This window comes from Type-E symbiont of Plautia stali (assembly GCF_059731115.1).
On sequence record NZ_AP035906.1, the window covers coordinates 3,636,413 to 3,655,203 of the forward strand.

Sequence of the window (18,791 nt, forward strand, 5' to 3'; positions counted from 1 at the left end):
AGTAGAACGAATAGAGAATGATTATAAGAATGGTTTTTATTTACTGAGTAGCGTAGATTTTTGACCTCTTTAAGTAATGAAGTCAGCCAAAAATCGTAATTTATACTTTAATCAATTAATTAATACACAAATAACGCTATTGCGACAATGTATGTAGATAAAACGACAATGAATGTGTTGCACTAAAATTGGCTTAAACCGACTTGATCCCAATAGGACACCGCCAGAACTGAATTAATTCTATGTGTACTGCTCCTCAACATCGCTAAAGCGACAATGTATAGTTTTAAGACGACTAATTTTCTGGCTGAAAGAAATACTAATGATCATAAGATCAAGGATTTACCGAAAAACCTTAGTTAAAATATAATTATGAATATTGGCTCTGACATGTTGAATAAAAAATTGAGAAGGCCTATTATCTGCCATTCACCGTGCAGGTGAACTCTCAGTTCGGCACATATTATCAGAGAAACCGTCAGGTTCTTAACTATATATAGCTAATTGAGATGAATTCATACAGAACCCTCTTCAAATACTCGAACCCATATTCGGGATATATTTACAGTATAGCCTCCGCAAAAGAAATATTTCCGCAGTTGCACACTTTGGTTTGATGCGAATCGCAGACATATATAATTTCTTTCACGCCAGTTAAAGGTGTTGTCTTCAATTTTTATTCAAATCTCAGTTATATGCGATTTTTTATTGTTTAGCATTTAACTGAAAATATAATCTTTTAAATATTTTATAGAGTATAAAATGACAGAATTTAAATTTCATCATAACCTTCACGAGAATATTAAAAGCCAAAACATCCTTATTAGTGGTGCAGGTATAGCTGGTTCAACTCTGGCCTTCTGGCTAAGCAAAATGGGACATAAAGTTACGGTAGTCGAACGTGCCCAGACTTTACGTCTATCAGGTCAAACCGTTGATATCAGAGATGAGGGCTGTGAGGTAGTATCCCGCATGGGAATAATGGATGAAATTCATAGCTTAATGACGCGTGAAGAGGGTTTACGATTCGTAGATAGCAGTAATCAGATACAAGCTGAATACCCTAGCGCGGGTGGGAAAAAATCGTTTGTTACCGACATTGAGATCCTTAGAGCTGATCTGTCAAATCTCCTTATGAGAAAAACAGAAGATAATGTTGAATATGTCTTTGGTGATAACATTACAGATATCAGTGAAAGCACAAACGGAGTTGACGTAAGTTTTGAACACTCTCAAATTAGATCTTTTGATTTGTTATTGATTGCAGAGGGAATGAGGTCTCGTACCCGTAAAATTATATTTGGTGAGGTCCCTGTAAAACATATCGGACTTTATACTGCATATTTTGCTATACCCTATGAGCCTCAAGATGGAACCTGGGTACGCTGGAGCAACTGCCAAGGGGGAAAATCAATTTTACTACGCCCTGATCAAGGGAGGACGACTCGCGCTTATCTCTATGTTCGTAGCGACGAGCGAGGTATAGATCTTAAGGGACGATCAGCAGTCAATGATTTTATCAAACGTAAATTCAAAGATGATAATTGGGAAGCTCCACGTATTCTTGCGGAACTTAACAAATCAGATGACATCTTCTTTGAAGATCTTGGTCAAATAAAAATGCCGGCTTGGTCTAAAGGTCGTGTTGCTGTTGTTGGTGATGCTGCTTACTGTGCTACACCTGTAAGCGGAATGGGAACAACACTTGCAATCGTAGGCGCTTACATCCTTGCTCAGGAATTGAATCGAAATAGTAATTATCAAATGGCATTCGAAAGTTATGAAAACAGGATGCGGCCTTATGCTGAAAAAGCTCAAAAGATTAATCCCTGGACAATAAGGTTGGAACAACCCTCTACTCGTTTAGGAATTAGCTTTTTTTATAAATGGAAGCGTTTAGAAAGGACTTCAATAATGCAATTTTTTATGAGACCTTTCACACCCAAACCGGAACCTGAAACTTTCCTTGATTGAATTGATAAAAATAGTAATAAAATCAATTTCACCAAAAAGAATGATTTAAAGTTAATAGCAGCACCTGCATAAGGTGTTGCTGACATGCCCCATGATTAGATACAGCGCTCACTTAGTAATGTCAGATCCTTGACCCTGAGCCCGAATATGTTCCATGCATAATCAGGAATAACCGGCTTCAGGTTGGTTGCTTATTCTGGCAACCGGAAGATTTTTAATACATGACCGTATAACGTTTTGAAGGCGCGAGTCGGTAAATAGAATCATGAACAAATGACTGGCTTGGCTAAGAATTTTTTACTAAGCGAACAGGTGCATACTACAACGTGGAGCGTAAAAGGGATGGCTTGAGAAAATGTAAGGCTCATTTTGATGGGCGGCATCAATGGCAATCGCTGGAAGGGGGTAAGTAAATCTAACGAAACTTGAGGTTTTGTTGACAGATGCGACAATGATTGCAATTATTTACGCCAACGAGAAAAGGGCATCAGCTCGAACTGATACCCTTTCTTGAAGATTTTTATGTTCAATGTTGGATGATGCATCTGTCAATGCAGTCACCGTTGCTTTGAACACCATCTTCGTTTAGACACCCGTTAGAGATCTCACTTCTAACCAGTGTGCTTCGATGTATGGTGCCCGGACGCGGAATCGAACCACGGACACGGGGATTTTCAATCCCCTGCTCTACCGACTGAGCTATCCGGGCAACGGGGCGCATTAAACCCTACTCAGGCCGCACCGTCAAACGCTTTTCAGCAAAAATCCGCTGACTGCTGGCTTTTACAGCAACCTTCAGACCATCCGGTAAAAAATTTCTGCAACTACCAACTTTAGTGGTGAATTTTTAACCGCACCCGCCGATAACCGATTTGACGACAAATTCCAATTATAAGGTCCACCATGTTTAGCACTATTACATCGGGAATCCTGTCACGCCTGGCGTGGCAGAAGCGCGCTCGCAGCAGCGCCACGCTCAGCTCGTTGCAGGAGGCGATTGCAATGGTTGAGTTTACGCCGGAAGGCCACATTCTCACCGCCAATGAACTGTTTCTGGAGCGCATGGGATACACGCTGAAGGAGATTGCCGGCCAGCATCACAGCATGTTTTGTACGGCTGATTTAGTCCAATCCCCGCAGTATCGCGATTTCTGGCGCCGCCTGAACCGGGGCGAAGGTTTCAGCGATAAATTCCTGCGCGTTGCCAAGCACAGCCGTCCCATCTGGCTGGAGGCTAACTATGTGCCGGTGCAGGATCGCAGCGGCCGGGTGATTAAAATCGTTAAGCTGGCGAGTGATATCACCGCACGGATTATTGATGCGCAAGAGCAGCGCGCTATGACCACCGCCATTGAACGTTCGATGGCGGTCATCGCCTTTAACCTCAAAGGCGAAGTGCTGATGACCAATGACAATTTCCTCAAAACCATGGGTTATCGCAGCGATGAGGTGATTGGCGTCCATCACAGTCAGTTCTGCCCACCGCAGATGCGCAACAGTGACGAGTATCGCCGCTTCTGGCACAAGCTGAATCAGGGTGAATTTATCTCCGGCCAGTTTGAGCGCGTTAACAAGCTGGGACGCACCGTGTGGCTGCGTGCCACTTACAACCCGGTGTTTAACGAAGCGGGCGAACTGTACAAAGTGGTGAAATTCGCCACCGATGTGACTGCACAGGTGGAGAAGAACCATCTGGAGCGCGAGGCGGCACAGCAGGCATATCAAACTGCACTGCAAACCAGCGAGAGCACGCGCCTCGGTGCCACGGTGATTGAAAACAGTGTGCAAACCATCAATGAGCTGGCGGGCGAACTGCACGGTATTTCCGGCGATATCAGTAACCTCAGCGAATCCTCCGACCGTATTGGTGCGATTGTCGAGAGCATCCGCCGCATTGCCGATCAGACTAATCTGCTGGCACTCAATGCCGCAGTGGAAGCCGCACGTGCCGGTCAGCACGGTCGTAGTTTTGCCGTGGTGGCTAACGAGGTGCGCACGCTGGCGGCAAACATCAACCGCGCGACTACCGAGATCGAGAATATGGTGCAGCATAACCATACTCTCGCCGAAAAAGCGTTAAAAGGCATCGAATCGAACCTGAAACGTGCCGATCAAGGCGTGATGTTAGCTAAAGAAGCGGGTGGCGTGATCTCTGAGATTCGCGGCAGCTCCAGCGAAGTGGTGCGCGCCATCAGTCATGTGGCTGAGGCCTTGAAAGAAGAGTAATTTTTCCTGCTTTCTCTTCTTCTATTGCACTGCTGTGACATAAAACTGTCATGGCAGTGCAGTAATCTAGGATAAATCCTAATCAATGCCAGAATAATTCTTATGCAGCTGCCTGATTTACGCGCAGGATTAACCTCCCTGTCGAGCCGTTCCCGTGCGCGTTCGCTGTGCATTGAGGTGCCGTTTGTCAGCCCAGCCATGGACAACACAGCGGTCATGGCTCTGTTTACCGAACACAAAGATTTGATCGGTTTGCCAGTGATCGAGAACGGCACGCCGTTTGGCATGATTAACCGCCATATCTTCCTGTCACAGATGACGCGCCCTTTCTTCCGCGAACTCTATGACCGCAAAAGCTGTATCGCTTTTATGGACAAAGAGCCGCTGGTGATTGATGCCGATACCGAGTTGGATCAGGTGGCGCATCAGGTGGTGGCAACCGGGGATAAATCGGTTACTGACGGATTTATTCTGACCGAACAAGGCCGCTATATTGGTATCGGTTTGGGGATCGATTTGATTCGCACCGTCTCCGATTTGCAGGCGCAACAGCATCAACAAATTTTGCAGAGTATCGATTATGCGCGCGTGATTCAGGACGCGATGCTTGATCGCTCAAAACAGCAAATGGCCCAGCAGCTCAATGACTGGTGCCTGCACTGGCAGCCGCGCGATGGCGTGGGCGGCGACTATTATGCATTCCATCAGGATGAACACGGCTGGCTGGCATTGATTGCCGACTGCACCGGCCATGGTATTCCGGGTGCCTTTATGACGGTGATCCTGCAATCCGCGCTGGAAAACGCGCTGCAGAAAAACCGTCGGGCACCGTCCGATCTGCTGCAATCACTGAATCGTCATATTAAACAAACCCTTGGGCAGCTCAATGCCACGCAGCAAACGTCGCTCTCCAATGACGGCTGTGATGCTATCGCGCTACGCCTTGATACTCACCAACATCAACTCAGCTGGGCCAGCGCACGCATGCATGCGCTGTTACATCCGGCCGCTGGCGAAGCGGAATCGCTCAAGGCCGATCGCGTCGGTGTGGGTTACACCGATACGCCGCAGGATTACATCTGGCCGGAACATCAACGCACGCTGCATCCCGGCGATATGTTGTTGGTGATGACCGATGGCGTGACCGATCAGCCCGGCGGTGAACGCCATATTATGTTTGGCAAAAAGCGCATTCAGACGCTGGTAACACAATATCAAACCCTGCCGATGGACGAGTTGTCAGCGACCTTTGAGCGGGAATTTCTCAACTGGCAAGGCAACCAGCCGCGACGCGATGACGTCACCTGGTTTGGCTTCCGTTATTAATGAGCACCTTATGAACTCAGGTTCAACCCTTAGCCGCGTACCGCCAGAAAGCGTTGCACTGCACTATACTGGCTTCTTCTCGCCGCAGAACATCACCGCCATGGGCGAGGTGATTAAGGTCTTTCTGGAAAACCAGCAGGCGCCGGTGAAAGTGCGCCGCCGCTTGTTCTCCAGTTTTGTTGAAATCGTACAGAATATCCTGCGTTATTCGCAGGATAGCCGCGTCATGAACCACGCCGAGCAGGATTTTCGCTTCGGCACCGTTACGCTGCGCGTAGATGGCGACACCTACGTGCTGGAAAGCAGCAATCTGGTTGATGAAGTCGCCTGTGAGCAGCTGCGTTACTGGCTGGATTTGCTGCGTACCATGAGCAATGAAGAGATCAAACAAGCATACCGCGTAGGTCTGCGAGCTGAGAGCCCTGCCACAAGCAAAGGGGCCAACATAGGATTACTGACACTTGCCCGTGATGTCAGTGAACCGCTGGAGTATGAACTGCGTCCGCTGGAGTCCAGTGGTTACGCCACGTTTTGGCTCAAAGCCACCATTCACCAGGATTGAATTGTTTATGCAAAACCTTGTTATTGCTGCCACAGAAAGCACGCCCGAGGTCAATTTTGACTTCGAAAGCGGTCAGTTTTCCCTGCGCGGAGAATCCTGGCCGGAAAACGCCGCCGCCTTCTACCGTCCGTTGCTGGATGCGCTGGAAAGCTGGCAGCCCGCACAAAGCGGCCAGATCGAAGCCAATATCGCCCTGCGCTATTTCAACAGCTCCAGCACCAAAATGCTGTTCAGCCTGTTTGATCTGTTCAATCAGCTGGCGCAGAAAGGCCAGAAGGTTGAACTCAACTGGTTCTTTGATGAAGAAGATGATGTGTCTGAAGAGTTCGGCCAGGAACTGGCGCTGGACTTTACCGATCTGCAGGTGAATCTGCGAGCGGAAATGGCCTCATGATGGACCTGAATGAGCTGTTTCGCGAAGAGAGCGAGGTGCTAACGCGCGCTCAGGATGTTGCGGCTCAGACCTCGCTCAGTGCAGACGATTATCGTAATGCGTTGCTGAACGTTAATCGCCACTATCAGCGCCTGATGCGCGAGACCTATCGCATGATCTCGCGCAGTGACCGTGCTGAACGCGAGCTGAACCGCGTCAATGAGCAGCTGCATCAACTGGCTCAGGAGCTGGAATACAAAGCCAGCCACGACCCACTCACTGCTGTCTGGAACCGCGGTGCCATCATTCAGCGTATTACGAATACGTTGAGCAATGGCCCGGCGGCGCTGATCATTCTCGATATCGACCACTTCAAGAAGATCAACGATGAGTTCGGACATCCGATGGGCGATAAGGTGATTTGCGGCCTGGTGTCGCGTATTCAGACGCACTGTCCGGAAGATGCCAGCATTGGCCGTATTGGCGGTGAAGAGTTTACCGTGCTGCTGCCGCACTACCGTTTATCGGACGCGGTGATTGTCGCGGGCGCGATTCACGCCTCCCTGAACGCCTCGCCACTGGCGGTGCTGCCGGGTCAGTTAGTGACGGCCAGCCTTGGCGTCAGCTATGGCAAGCCAGGTTCCGATTTCGAAACCCTGTATAACAATGCTGATGCCGCGCTATATGATGCGAAAAACCACGGTCGCAACCGGGTTTTCTTCCGCTAGAAGAGCCTTGTCGCGACAGCATTTATAGCGCAGAGATCAGCATTACCGCTCAGGATCGCGCGATAAATTGCACCGCGACGTTGGGTGCGATCTCGCGCAAATTAATTTTTCTGCGCCGTTTCTACCGGCGGCTCAGACGGTGGCGGCAGGAAGATGTGATCGAGAATATTGCGCATCAACGGTGCTGCCGTCACCCCTTCACTTCCCCCGTTTTCCAGAATCAGCGCCACTGCGACTTTCGGATCATTAAACGGTGCGAACGCGGTATAGAAGATGTGGTCACGCAGGCGCGTCGGGATCATTTTCGCGTTATAGACCTGGTTCTGCTTCAGACTGAACACCTGAGACGTCCCCGACTTCGCCGCAATGCCGTAAGGCGCGGTGTGGAAATACTTATAACCGGTGCCGTTCGGTGCATTGGCCATGCCGAACATCGCATGACGCACCAGCGACCAATACGGTGATTTTGGATCGCCAATTTGCGGTTGCGGCAATTTAGGTTGATAAAGCTGTTGTTCCTTACCACGCTGCGATTTTTCCAGCAGGTGCGGATTAATCACCCGGCCATTATTAAGCAGTGCCACCAGCGCTTTCACCATTTGAATCGGCGTCGCAATCCAGTACCCCTGACCAATCCCCACCGACACCGTATCGCCCTGATACCATGAGTGTTTATGCACTTTCTGCTTCCACTCACGACTAGGCAGCAATCCTGAATACTCTTCATTGAGATCGATGCCGGTGGGTTTGCCGTAGCCAAACTGGCTCAGCATGGTGTGAATACGATCGATGCCCATCATAAACGCCACCTGATAGAAGAAGCTGTCGGCCGACTCCTCAATCGCCTTGGTGACATCCAGCGTGCCATGCCCTGACTTTTTCCAGTCACGATATTTACGATCGGTGCCTGGCAGGGTCCAGGTCGGCGCGCCAAAAATAGTAAAGCTTGGGGTGATCACCTTGGTCAGCAGCGCGGACATCGCCATGTAGGGTTTAACTGTCGAGGCCGGTGGATACAGGCCTTGCGTGACACGGTTGATCAACGGCAGATTTTTGTCCTGCAGCAATGTTTTGTAGGCTTTGTAGCTGATGCCTTTTACAAACGGATTCGGGTCATAGCTCGGCGCAGATACCATTGCCAGCACGCTGCCATCGCGCGGATCTTCAATCAGCGCCGCCGCACGCTGGCCGGCGAGCTGGCTCTCAACGTACTGCTGCAGATGCAAATCCAGCGTCAGATAGACGTTCTGGCCGGCAACCGGCGGCACTTCTTTCAGCACGCGCACAATGCGACCGTGGTTATCCACTTCCACTTCCTGATAACCGGTTTTGCCGTGCAAAATGGACTCGTAATAGCCTTCAATGCCCTGCTTACCGATGTTGTGGTCAGCAGCATAGTTTTCGCCGACGCCTTCGGCATTCAGGCGTTTGAAATCGTTATCGTTGATCTTAGAAACATAGCCCACCACATGAGCTAAATCGGCGCCATAGGGATACTCACGGTCCTCATAAGTGTCGATGGCCACGCCGGTGAAACGGAACTGATTGACGGAGAAGCGCGCCACCTGCTCATCAGTGAGTTCTGCTTTTAACTCGACCGGCTTATAGCGGCTGTTCTGTTTGAGTTCGTGCTCGAAGGTTTCAATTTCTTCCGGCGTCAGGTCGACAATCGGCGTCAGCTGCTTCAGCGTTTCCTGCATATTGTCGATTTTGTAAGGCGTCACGAGGATGTCGTACCAGGTGACGTTACGCACCAGCGGAATACCGTTGCGATCGTAGATCAACCCTCGCGTCGGCGCGATGGGGATCATTTTGATGTCGTTTTCGTTGGACCGCGTCTGGTAATAGCTGTGCTGATCCACCTGCAGACGATACAGGTTAACGCCAAGGATAATGAAACAGATGACGACCAGAGCAAAAGCGACAAGCGCACGGCGGACAAACAGTTTTTCTTCAGCTTCGAAATTACGGAAATTCATCAGGGGGGCTTAGTCTCTTTGTTATCACGCTAATGATAAGCAGAGATGGCTTTAGAGCCAGCACGAAGATGCACAAGCCTGGGTAAAAGTGTGTCAGATGTTTACGAGAAGAGGTTCAGGTCACCCTGAGTGGTATCGATGATTCCGAGCGGTGAGTAACGAGATCGTGATAAATGGCAGGATTCATTTCGCGCGAAGAAGAACAAGGTCGCCACCCATGACGACCCTGTGCGCTGGTGGGTTTCGTCAGGTGCGCGTTGAAGCGCACCGAACAAAACAGACGGGATTAATCCCCCAGCAGCACCGACTCCAGCGCGATCTTGATCATATCGTTGAAGGTGGTCTGGCGCTCAGCCGCCGTGGTCTGCTCGTGCGTGCGGATATGATCCGACACGGTGCAGATGGTCAGCGCTTTAGCACCGAACTCCGCTGCCACACCGTAGATACCCGCGGCTTCCATTTCTACGCCCAGAATGCCGTATTTCTCCATCACATCGAACATCTGCGGATCTGGCGTGTAGAACAGGTCAGCAGAGAAGATATTGCCAACGCGTGCGTCCACACCCAGCGCTTTGGCGGCATCAACCGCGTTACGCACCATGTCGAAGTCCGCAATCGCCGCGAAGTCGTGATCCTTGAAACGCATACGGTTCACTTTGGAATCGGTGCAAGCACCCAGACCAATCACCACGTCACGCAGTTTCACATCGGCACGCACCGCGCCGCAGGAACCGACACGGATGATTTTCTTCACGCCGAAATCGGTGATCAGCTCTTTGGTATAGATCGAGCAGGATGGTATACCCATACCGTGGCCCATGACCGAAATCTTACGGCCTTTGTACGTCCCGGTGTAACCCAGCATGCCGCGCACGTTGTTCACTTCAACCGCATCTTCCAGGAAGGTTTCTGCGATGTGCTTAGCGCGCAGCGGATCGCCCGGCATCAGCACCACGTCCGCGAAGTCACCCATTTCTGCATTAATATGAGGCGTTGCCATGGTTATTTTCCTTTTTAAAATTGGTGGGCTGTTTTACAGCAGGCTTTTGCCGTAGTCCATGCTGGACAGGCCAAAATACTTCGCAATGGTCTGGCCGATATCCGCAAAGGTATCGCGATAACCCAGCGATCCTGGCTTCACTTTTGGACCGTAAATCAAAATCGGGATGTGCTCGCGCGTGTGCTCGGTGCCCTTCCAGCTTGGGTCACAACCGTGGTCGGCGGTGAGGATCAGAATATCACCCTCTTTCACCAGCGCCATCAGCTCCGGCAAACGGCGGTCGAAGAACTCTAAACCGCCCGCATATCCGGCGATATCGCGACGATGGCCCCAGGTGGAGTCAAAATCAACGAAGTTGGTGAAGACGATGGAATTGTCCGGCGCCTTTTTCATCTGCTCGATGGTGGCGTTGAACAGCGCATCCAGACCGGTGGCTTTCACCTTCTGAGTAATGCCCTGCTCGGCGTAAATATCCGCAATTTTACCCACGGAGATCACTTCGCCGCCCTTCTCGTCCACCAGCTTTTTCAGCATGGTCGGCGCAGGCGGTTCCACCGCCAGATCGTGACGGTTGCCGGTACGCTCAAAGTTGCCCGCTTTGTCGCCGACAAACGGACGCGCAATCACACGGCCGATGTTGTAGCCACCGTTGGTCAGTTCTTCACGCGCGATTTCGCACAGTTCGTACAGACGATCCAGACCAAAGGTCTCTTCGTGACAGGCAATCTGGAATACCGAGTCCGCCGAGGTGTAGAAAATCGGCTTGCCGGATTTCATGTGTTCTTCGCCCAACTGGTCGAGGATCACCGTACCGGACGAATGGCAGTTACCAAGATAACCCGGCAAATCGGCGCGTTTTACCAGCACATCGAGCAGCTCCTGCGGGAAGCTGTTCTCTTTGTCGCTGAAGTAGCCCCAGTCAAACAGCACCGGCACGCCGGCGATTTCCCAGTGGCCTGACGGCGTATCTTTACCGGATGACAGCTCGCTGGCATAAGCGTAGGCACCAATGATTTCAGCATTGGCGTCGAGGCCCGGCGGGAAGCGGCCGGTAGAGAGTTCAGCGGCTTTACCCAGACCGAGCGCAGTCAGGTTTGGCAGATGCAGCGGCCCTTCGCGACCTTCATTGGCGCGGCCTTCGAAGCACGCTTCGGCGATATGGCCGAGCGTATCCGATCCTTCATCACCGAATTTATCGGCGTCTTTGCTGGAGCCGATCCCGAAGGAGTCGAGAACCATAATAAAAGCACGTTTCATGCAAGTCTCCTGCGCAATGGCGCGATGACAAGTCAAAAAAAAGCGATCAGATCAGTATACCCGAATGGCCGCTGCCTGGCACGAAGAAGCGTTACTCGCTGACGCGGCGATAGACCACCGGCGTTTCCGCAGGCGCGCTATCACTCAACGTGATAGCTGCTTTGACCGCTTCCGCAGCCTGCTGCCACTGCGCTTCCGACGCGGCATGAATCACCGCCAGCGGGCGCTGTGTATGAACCTGCGTGCCGAGCGTGGTCATGTCACTTAAGCCCACGCTGTAATCAATGCTGTCGCTGGCACGCTGACGACCTCCACCCAGCGACACCACTGCCATGCCCAGCGCACGGGTATCCATGGCGCTGACAATCCCGGCGCGATCGGCATACACCGCTTTGCTCAGGGTCGGTGCAGGCAGATAGCTGTCCATCCGCTCGATGAAATCCACCGGACCATTCTGCGCCGCCACCATGCGCGCGAATACTTCCGCCGCTTGACCGTTATCCAGCACGTTCTGCAATTTCCGTCGTGCTTCGGCGTCGTTGTCGGCCAGCTTGCCGGAGATCAGCATTTCCGAGCACAGCGCCATCGTCACTTCCAGCAAGCGCGGGTTGCGCGCCTCGCCGGTGAGGAACTGCACTGCTTCGCGGACTTCCAGCGCATTACCGGCGGTGGATGCCAGCACCTGATTCATGTCAGTGAGCAGCGCGGTGGTTTTGCAGCCCGCGCCGTTCGCCACGCCAACAATCGCTTGCGCCAGATTTTCCGAGGCTTCAAAGGTCGGCATAAAAGCACCGGAGCCGACTTTCACATCCATCACCAGCGCATCCAATCCTTCCGCCAGTTTCTTGGCAAGGATCGATGCGGTGATCAGCGGGATCGAGTCAACGGTAGCGGTGATATCACGCGTGGCGTAGAAACGTTTATCGGCGGGGGCCAGTGAGTTGGTCTGGCCGATAATTGCGATACCGACATCTTTGATGATCTGGCGGAAACGATCGTCGCTCGGGAAGATATCGAAACCGGGGATCGCTTCCAGCTTATCCAGCGTGCCGCCGGTGTGGCCGAGGCCGCGCCCGGAGATCATCGGGACATAACCGCCACACGCTGCCACCATCGGGCCGAGCATCAGCGAAGTCACATCGCCCACGCCGCCGGTGGAGTGCTTATCAACAATCGGGCCGTTGAGGTTCAACGACTTCCAGTTGAGCACCGAACCGGAATCGCGCATCGCCATGGTCAGCGCCACACGCTCTTCCAGATTCATATCGTGGAAGTAGATGGTCATTGCCAGTGCGGCAATCTGGCCTTCCGATACGCTGTTGTCGCGCACACCATTGATAAAGAAACGGATCTCCGCTTCGCTCAGTGGCTGGCCGTCGCGTTTTTTTCGAATAATTTCTTGTGGCAGGAACAAGGTTGCCTCCCCGAGGGATTGCTGTGAAATGCACCAAACATTATTCGGGTCGCCATTAATGGCGACCCTGAGGCTGGGATCAGTAGCCCGCTTTGCTGGTCGCAGTCGCGTGGCCCAGCGTGTTCAGCAGGCTCGCCAGCAGGCTTGAAGCACCAAAGCGGAAGTGGCGCGCATCCGCCCAGCCTTCGCCCAGAATGTCATCCGCCAGCTTCAGATAGATCGCGGCATCTTCCGCCGTGCGCACGCCGCCCGCAGGCTTAAAGCCCACCTGCTGCTGCACGCCTTTATCATGAATCACCTGCATCATGATAGCTGCCACCTCTGGCGTGGCGTTAACCGGCACTTTACCGGTTGAGGTTTTGATGAAATCCGCACCGGCATCGATAGCGATTTCAGAAGCGGCGCGAATCAGCGCTTCTTCTTTCAGTTCACCGGTTTCGATGATCACTTTCAGCAGCACGTTGGCAGCGGCGCAGGCTTCTTTACAGGCTTTCACCAGCGCAAAACCAATGTCGCGATTGCCAGCAATCAGCGCGCGATACGGGAAGACCACGTCCACTTCGTCTGCACCGTATGCAATCGCCGCATGGGTTTCTGCCAGCGCGATCTCAACGTCATCGTTGCCGTGCGGGAAGTTAGTGACCGTGGCGATGCGAATATCAGGCGTGCCCTGCTCGCGCAGTGCTTTACGTGCCGCAGGGATGAAACGCGGATAGATGCAAATGGCCGCGGTGTTACCGGCTGGCGACTTCGCCTGATGACACAGCGCGATCACCTTCTCATCGGTGTCATCGTCGTTCAGGGTGGTTAAATCCATCAGTTGCAGGGCGCGTTGTGCGGCCGCTTTAAGATCGGTCATGATGCTCTCCAAAAGGTGACCGGCAGACTGTGCCCACCGGATAATGTGATAATTCTAACAAACCACACCTGAATGAATTGCGCTTCATGTCACATGAAAAAAGAAAATTCGTCATATGAATACAATTATTTAGTGATTTAAGTCACAAATAACCGCCAGCACACCCGTTTTCAGGTGCAATACAGGTTGTGAATATTATCACAAAATAGGGCAAAAAAGGGTAATGCTGATTTTATTACTGTAGCCAATACCCGCCAAAACCGCGGGAAATCCAGATTGTGTCGGGAGGAGATCAGGCAGGCAGGGCAAACACGCGCAGGCTGTTCTGCCACAGCGTATCAGCAATGATATCGGGCGATTCACTGCGCAACTGACACAGCACATCAAACACGTTATGCGCGCGCTCAGGACGGTTGGGCTGCCCCTGATAACCCTGCAACGGCATATCAGGCGCATCGGTTTCCAGTAACAGTGAGGTGAGCGGCAGATTAGCAATAGTGTTGCGGGTTTTACTGGCGCGTTCATAGGTGATGGTGCCGCCCACGCCGATCGCATAGCCAAGCTGGATAAAACGTTCCGCCTGCTGCTGGCTGCCAGCAAAACCGTGTACCACGCCACGGCGCGGTAAATCATGGCGACGCAAATGCAGCGCCAGCTGATCGTGGGTGCGACGCGAATGCAGGATCACCGGCAAATCATACTGTTTCGCCAGTTTGAGCTGTGCATCCAGTAACCGCGTTTGCTTATCAAATTGCGCGTCCTGCATATAGAGATCGAGGCCGATCTCGCCGATCGCCACGCGTTTACTATCAGGCGTTTTCAACCACTGTTCCAGCTGATCCAGATGCGCATCCTGATGCTCGGCAATATTGATCGGATGCAGCCCTAATGCGGCATACAGCGCCACGTGCTGTTGCGCCAGCTGGCTGACCAGTGCAAAGCGGCTGGCATCGACGCTCGGCACAATAATGCGTTCCACACCCGACTGCGCCGCACGGGCGATGCTGCCTGCGGCGTCATCGAAAAAAGGCGGGAAATCGAAATGACAGTGGGTGTCGATAAATCTCATGCCAGCGATCCTGCATCAAAATCGGCATCATTATCCGCCAGCGGCGGCGTGTGCACCGCACGATTGTCTGGTGCATTCGCCACGGCGGCCGGTGGTGTCACGGTAGTCTGGCGCAGGAACGGTTCGGCATCGCTCAGCCATTGACCCAGCGTCGCGAGGAAATAGCGGCCGCTGCGGCGTCCTAAATGGTAATCCTGATTCAGTGAAGCCAAACGGCTACCCAGCGCCATACTCGCCAGCGGTTTCGGCGGGTAAATTTCAATGATGCGCAGGTCGTCTGGCGGCTGTTCGATAAACTGCTGAATCTCACGATAGCTCTCTTCATGGTGATGCAGGATGTTGATCATCGGCTGCAGTGCGCTGTCACCCAGCCAGCGCTCCATACGTTTGAACCATTTAGGCGTGTAAGACATTTGTGATGGCACGGTGCGGATCACCACAATGGTATCGGCACCGCGTCGTGCGGCTTCACGCACCGGAATCGCATCGCTGATACCGCCATCAAGATAGTTCACGCCGTCCATCAGCACACCGCTGCGATAGAACCCCGGAATGGCGCTGGAGGCTTTGATCACGTCATGCCAGTTCAGGCTGGTAGGATTGAAATATTCGGCACGATAATCGTCACCGCGACAGGCGCACATATAGAACTCGCTGCCTTTGGCAAACAGCCCTTCGGCGGTGCTCAGCGACAAGGGAAATTCTTGTTTGGTGATGTCGATCAGCCAGTCGAGATCGATAAGATGGCCACCGCGCACAAAGCGCAACGGATCAAAAAACAGTTTGCTGGTGGTGTAACGCGTGATGACGCGGCGTGCGTAACCCGGCTGGGCGCAGACAAACGCCGACAGGTTTTGTGCCCCTGCGGAGGTGCCAAGCATCAGTTGGAAAGGGTTGAAACCGGCGCGTTGAAACTCATCCAGCACGCCTGCGGTGAAGATGCCGCGTTGACCGCCGCCTTCGCAGACCAGGGCAATTTTTTTGGATTTAAATGGGGTGAGCGCCAGGGGCTCAAAGGTGTCCAGTGACACCGGGATGCGTATTCCCAATGGATGTCCCTCAGTTTTCCTGCTCTGAGGGAGCCGCTGACGGCAGCATCCCGGAGAACCAGTCATTGTCATTCCCTGACCTATTGCATCGTGCAATCGGTGCGGCTGCCTATTATGCCGCAAATGACTGGTCTCCGCTTTAGTGACTCGCGGGTTAGCGTTGTGTTAACGCAATCGGTCAGGGTCGTTTACGCCCGGTAAACAGGCTTACGAGGAACAGAATAATACCGACAATGAAGACAATTTTAGCTGCCCATGCTGCCGTACCCGCCAGACCGCCGAAACCTAATGCTGCAGCAATCAGAGCGATGACCAGAAAGATAATACCCCAACGAAACATAAGCCTCTCCTTACCGTAGTGAAAATCGAACTGCTTATTCATACAACATTGTTTTTATTACGAAACGGCACTGAAGCAGTGCCGCTTCGCTCGCGTTAAGATTTCACCTTCAGGTCATTCTTCACGCTTTTGACGCCTTCAATGGCTTTGGCGATTTTCTCAGCACGATCGGACTGTGCCTGGTTCGCCACTTCTCCTGATAACTGCACCACGCCATCGGTGGTTTCCACCTTCACGTTGCGCGATGGCACAATGTCATCTGCTAAAAGCTTAGCTTTGATTTCACTGGTGGTTGCGGTATCCCCCGCATAACCTTTCAGTGTGGTCTCTTTGCTGTCTTTAACGTGCAGTTTGTCACTGACGGATTTCACACCCTCAACTTTTTGCACCAGCGCCACGGCTTTTTCCGCCTGATCCTGCGAAGCGACAAAGCCGCTCAGCGTGACCACGCCCTGATGCGTTTTTACTGAGATATCCGTACTTTTAATCGCTTCATCATCCACCAGCGCCGCTTTGGCTTTAGCAGTGATGCCGCTGTCATCCATAAAACCATCGACTTTTTTCATAGAACTATCGATTTTAGAACCCGTGCTGCTGGTGTCCGCAGCGTAGGCTGCGCCGCCCAACAGAGCAGTGGTAGCCAGAGCGGCAATCAGGGTTTTAGCAATCTTAGTCTTATTCATCGATATCATCCTTCTATCAGTTAACTCACTCGCAACTGCGAATGCGCCAGCAACAAACGGCGTTGCTGCATTCATAGACGTAATGAAACCAGAGGTCTCTTTTCTCGTCCGACAGGATAATCATAGTAGGGATTACAGGTTTTGCTGGCTTTTGTGGTTGATATCTCGCCAAAAAGCGATAAACGCAGCGCAATTAGGAGGAGTCTGTAGGATAAAAACAGGGCCAGTAAAATCACTGGCCCTGTTGTGAGGCGGGATTAATGCTCGCGCGTTTTGCGGAACTTCACGTCAGGATAGCGTTCCTGCGTGATGTTGAGGTTTACCATAGTTGGGGCGATGTAAGTGAGGTTATCACCGCCATCCAGCGCCAGGTTCACTTCGTTTTTGCGTTGGAAATCGTCGAATTTCTTCGCATCGCTGCACTCCACCCAACGGGCGGTTGAGACGTTGATGGCTTCATATATCGCTTCGACGTTGTATTCGCTTTTCAGACGCGCCACGACCACTTCGAACTGCAGCACACCGACCGCACCCACGATCAGATCGTTGTTGTGCACCGGACGGAACACCTGCACCGCGCCCTCTTCCGACAGCTGAACCAGACCTTTCAGCAGCTGTTTCTGCTTCAGCGGATCGCGCAGACGGATACGACGGAACAGTTCCGGCGCGAAGTTCGGAATACCGGTGAACTTCATGTTTTCACCCTGGGTAAAGGTGTCGCCGATCTGAATGGTGCCGTGGTTGTGCAAGCCGATGATATCGCCAGGGAAAGCTTCTTCTACGTGCGAACGGTCGCCGGCCATGAAGGTCAACGCATCCGAAATCACCACGTCTTTGCCAGTACGCACCTGGCGCAGCTTCATGCCTTTCTCGTACTTGCCAGAAACCACACGCATGAAGGCAACACGGTCACGGTGTTTCGGATCCATATTCGCCTGGATCTTAAACACGAAGCCGCTGAATTTCTCCTCGCTGGATTCCACCAGACGCGCATCGGTTTTACGTGGCATCGGCGTCGGTGCCCAGGCCACTAAGCCATCGAGCATATGATCGACGCCGAAGTTACCCAGTGCGGTGCCGAAGAACACCGGGGTAATTTCACCGCTCAGGAACAGCTCCTGATCGAACTCGTGGGATGCGCCCTGCACCAGTTCCAGCTCATCACGCAGTTGCTGTGCCAGGTCTTCACCCACTGCCGCGTCGAGATCCGGGTTCGCCAGACCTTTGACAATGCGCACATCCTGAATGGTATGGCCCTTACCGGTTTGATACAGGTAAGTTTCATCTTTGTAGAGGTGATACACGCCCTTGAACAGCTTACCGCAGCCAATCGGCCAGGTGATTGGCGCGCAGGCAATCTTCAGCTCGCTCTCAACTTCATCCAGCAGTTCCATCGGATCGCGGATGTCACGGTCAAGTTTGTTCATAAAGGTGATGATCGGCGTATCGCGCAGACGGGTCACTTCCATCAGCTTACGGGTACGATCTTCAACACCCTTCGCGGCATCGATCACCATCAAACAGCAGTCAACCGCCGTCAGCGTACGGTAGGTATCTTCAGAGAAGTCTTCGTGCCCTGGGGTATCCAGCAGGTTAACCAGACTGTCGCGATACGGGAATTGCATCACCGAGGTGGTGATGGAGATACCACGTTGTTTCTCCATCTCCATCCAGTCAGATTTAGCATGCTGGCTGGAGCCGCGGCCTTTGACGGTACCGGCGGTTTGGATCGCCTGCCCGAACAGCAGCACTTTTTCGGTAATGGTGGTTTTACCGGCATCCGGGTGCGAGATGATCGCAAACGTACGGCGGCGCGCCACTTCATCTAAAAAGGAAGCAATAGACATGTGTGAATTCTTCTTCAAGGGCAACGCGCGGGCGGCGCGCTGCGAATAAATCGTTCCGGGCAAAGCCGGGGGATAACGGAACCAATGGTGACGCAGTGGCGTCAG

The 18,791-nt window shown here is 52.4% G+C and carries 16 protein-coding genes and 1 tRNA gene; 6 read left to right on the forward strand and 11 right to left on the reverse strand.

Annotation, left to right across the window (positions count from 1 at the left end):
* Positions 1 to 762: 762 nt before the first annotated feature.
* On the forward strand, positions 763 to 1,974 hold the full coding sequence (locus AC6I8L_RS16660) for an FAD-dependent monooxygenase (RefSeq protein WP_264441667.1): 1,212 nt from the start codon (positions 763 to 765) through the stop codon (positions 1,972 to 1,974).
* 633 nt (positions 1,975 to 2,607) lie between these two features.
* Here the strand turns inward: AC6I8L_RS16660 and AC6I8L_RS16665 are convergent.
* Positions 2,608 to 2,683 (reverse strand) — tRNA-Phe (locus AC6I8L_RS16665).
* 194 nt (positions 2,684 to 2,877) lie between these two features.
* Here AC6I8L_RS16665 and AC6I8L_RS16670 point away from each other — a divergent pair.
* The 5 genes from AC6I8L_RS16670 to AC6I8L_RS16690 all read left to right on the forward strand — a co-directional run bounded on the left by AC6I8L_RS16670 (position 2,878) and on the right by AC6I8L_RS16690 (position 7,189).
* Positions 2,878 to 4,200: a methyl-accepting chemotaxis protein gene (locus AC6I8L_RS16670; RefSeq protein WP_058959213.1), complete on the forward strand. Its 1,323-nt coding sequence runs from the start codon at positions 2,878 to 2,880 to the stop codon at positions 4,198 to 4,200.
* A 102-nt stretch (positions 4,201 to 4,302) separates the two neighbouring features.
* Positions 4,303 to 5,526 (forward strand): SpoIIE family protein phosphatase, encoded by a 1,224-nt coding sequence (locus AC6I8L_RS16675; protein ID WP_038644771.1) that lies wholly within the window; start codon positions 4,303 to 4,305, stop codon positions 5,524 to 5,526.
* A 10-nt stretch (positions 5,527 to 5,536) separates the two neighbouring features.
* Positions 5,537 to 6,088, forward strand: a complete 552-nt coding sequence (locus AC6I8L_RS16680; RefSeq protein WP_064511317.1) for a SiaB family protein kinase — start codon at positions 5,537 to 5,539, stop codon at positions 6,086 to 6,088.
* A gap of 7 nt (positions 6,089 to 6,095) precedes the next feature.
* Positions 6,096 to 6,482 (forward strand): DUF1987 domain-containing protein, encoded by a 387-nt coding sequence (locus AC6I8L_RS16685; protein WP_034828496.1) that lies wholly within the window; start codon positions 6,096 to 6,098, stop codon positions 6,480 to 6,482.
* On the forward strand, positions 6,479 to 7,189 hold the full coding sequence (locus AC6I8L_RS16690; RefSeq protein ID WP_080748190.1) for a GGDEF domain-containing protein: 711 nt from the start codon (positions 6,479 to 6,481) through the stop codon (positions 7,187 to 7,189). Before AC6I8L_RS16685 ends, AC6I8L_RS16690 begins: the two co-directional genes overlap by 4 nt.
* A gap of 101 nt (positions 7,190 to 7,290) precedes the next feature.
* Here the strand turns inward: AC6I8L_RS16690 and mrdA are convergent, their stop codons facing one another.
* The 10 genes from mrdA to prfC form a co-directional block, all read right to left on the reverse strand.
* Positions 7,291 to 9,168: a penicillin-binding protein 2 gene (mrdA, locus tag AC6I8L_RS16695; RefSeq protein ID WP_058959211.1), complete on the reverse strand. Its 1,878-nt coding sequence runs from the start codon at positions 9,166 to 9,168 to the stop codon at positions 7,291 to 7,293.
* A gap of 286 nt (positions 9,169 to 9,454) precedes the next feature.
* Entirely contained in the window at positions 9,455 to 10,168 is a 714-nt protein-coding gene (deoD, locus tag AC6I8L_RS16700; RefSeq protein WP_034828492.1) for a purine-nucleoside phosphorylase, read from the reverse strand.
* 33 nt (positions 10,169 to 10,201) lie between these two features.
* Positions 10,202 to 11,425, reverse strand: coding sequence for a phosphopentomutase (deoB, locus tag AC6I8L_RS16705; protein ID WP_034828490.1), 1,224 nt, complete (start codon positions 11,423 to 11,425; stop codon positions 10,202 to 10,204).
* 91 nt (positions 11,426 to 11,516) lie between these two features.
* On the reverse strand, positions 11,517 to 12,839 hold the full coding sequence (gene deoA, locus AC6I8L_RS16710; protein WP_058959210.1) for a thymidine phosphorylase: 1,323 nt from the start codon (positions 12,837 to 12,839) through the stop codon (positions 11,517 to 11,519).
* Positions 12,840 to 12,918: 79 nt separating this feature from the next.
* Positions 12,919 to 13,698 carry a deoxyribose-phosphate aldolase gene (deoC, locus tag AC6I8L_RS16715; RefSeq protein WP_058959209.1) on the reverse strand — a complete coding sequence of 260 codons (780 nt, stop codon included), beginning with the start codon at positions 13,696 to 13,698 and terminating at the stop codon, positions 12,919 to 12,921.
* A gap of 292 nt (positions 13,699 to 13,990) precedes the next feature.
* The gene (locus tag AC6I8L_RS16720) at positions 13,991 to 14,767 is read right to left on the reverse strand and encodes a TatD family hydrolase (protein ID WP_058959208.1); all 777 of its coding nucleotides are present in this window, start codon (positions 14,765 to 14,767) and stop codon (positions 13,991 to 13,993) included.
* Complete coding sequence (locus AC6I8L_RS16725) at positions 14,764 to 15,816, reverse strand: patatin-like phospholipase family protein (protein ID WP_058959207.1); 1,053 nt, start codon at positions 15,814 to 15,816, stop codon at positions 14,764 to 14,766. Before AC6I8L_RS16725 ends, AC6I8L_RS16720 begins: the two co-directional genes overlap by 4 nt.
* A 178-nt stretch (positions 15,817 to 15,994) precedes the next feature.
* Positions 15,995 to 16,156: a DUF1328 domain-containing protein gene (locus tag AC6I8L_RS16730; RefSeq protein WP_007893192.1), complete on the reverse strand. Its 162-nt coding sequence runs from the start codon at positions 16,154 to 16,156 to the stop codon at positions 15,995 to 15,997.
* 95 nt (positions 16,157 to 16,251) lie between these two features.
* Entirely contained in the window at positions 16,252 to 16,839 is a 588-nt protein-coding gene (gene osmY / locus AC6I8L_RS16735; RefSeq protein ID WP_058959206.1) for a molecular chaperone OsmY, read from the reverse strand.
* Positions 16,840 to 17,096: 257 nt separating this feature from the next.
* On the reverse strand, positions 17,097 to 18,686 hold the full coding sequence (prfC, locus tag AC6I8L_RS16740; protein ID WP_058959205.1) for a peptide chain release factor 3: 1,590 nt from the start codon (positions 18,684 to 18,686) through the stop codon (positions 17,097 to 17,099).
* Between the last annotated feature and the right edge of the window lie 105 nt (positions 18,687 to 18,791).

Bases quoted from the DNA above. Each gene is read 5' to 3' on its own strand.
- deoB (WP_034828490.1), bottom strand. From the start codon at position 11,425: ATGAAACGTGCTTTTATTATGGTTCTCGACTCCTTCGGGATCGGCTCC.
- deoD (WP_034828492.1), bottom strand. From the start codon at position 10,168: ATGGCAACGCCTCATATTAATGCAGAAATGGGTGACTTCGCGGACGTG.
- mrdA (WP_058959211.1), bottom strand. From the start codon at position 9,168: ATGAATTTCCGTAATTTCGAAGCTGAAGAAAAACTGTTTGTCCGCCGT.
- deoC (WP_058959209.1), bottom strand. From the start codon at position 13,698: ATGACCGATCTTAAAGCGGCCGCACAACGCGCCCTGCAACTGATGGAT.
- AC6I8L_RS16660 (WP_264441667.1), top strand. From the start codon at position 763: ATGACAGAATTTAAATTTCATCATAACCTTCACGAGAATATTAAAAGC.
- AC6I8L_RS16690 (WP_080748190.1), top strand. From the start codon at position 6,479: ATGATGGACCTGAATGAGCTGTTTCGCGAAGAGAGCGAGGTGCTAACG.
- AC6I8L_RS16675 (WP_038644771.1), top strand. From the start codon at position 4,303: ATGCAGCTGCCTGATTTACGCGCAGGATTAACCTCCCTGTCGAGCCGT.
- AC6I8L_RS16680 (WP_064511317.1), top strand. From the start codon at position 5,537: ATGAACTCAGGTTCAACCCTTAGCCGCGTACCGCCAGAAAGCGTTGCA.
- AC6I8L_RS16685 (WP_034828496.1), top strand. From the start codon at position 6,096: ATGCAAAACCTTGTTATTGCTGCCACAGAAAGCACGCCCGAGGTCAAT.
- prfC (WP_058959205.1), bottom strand. From the start codon at position 18,686: ATGTCTATTGCTTCCTTTTTAGATGAAGTGGCGCGCCGCCGTACGTTT.
- osmY (WP_058959206.1), bottom strand. From the start codon at position 16,839: ATGAATAAGACTAAGATTGCTAAAACCCTGATTGCCGCTCTGGCTACC.
- AC6I8L_RS16670 (WP_058959213.1), top strand. From the start codon at position 2,878: ATGTTTAGCACTATTACATCGGGAATCCTGTCACGCCTGGCGTGGCAG.
- AC6I8L_RS16720 (WP_058959208.1), bottom strand. From the start codon at position 14,767: ATGAGATTTATCGACACCCACTGTCATTTCGATTTCCCGCCTTTTTTC.
- AC6I8L_RS16730 (WP_007893192.1), bottom strand. From the start codon at position 16,156: ATGTTTCGTTGGGGTATTATCTTTCTGGTCATCGCTCTGATTGCTGCA.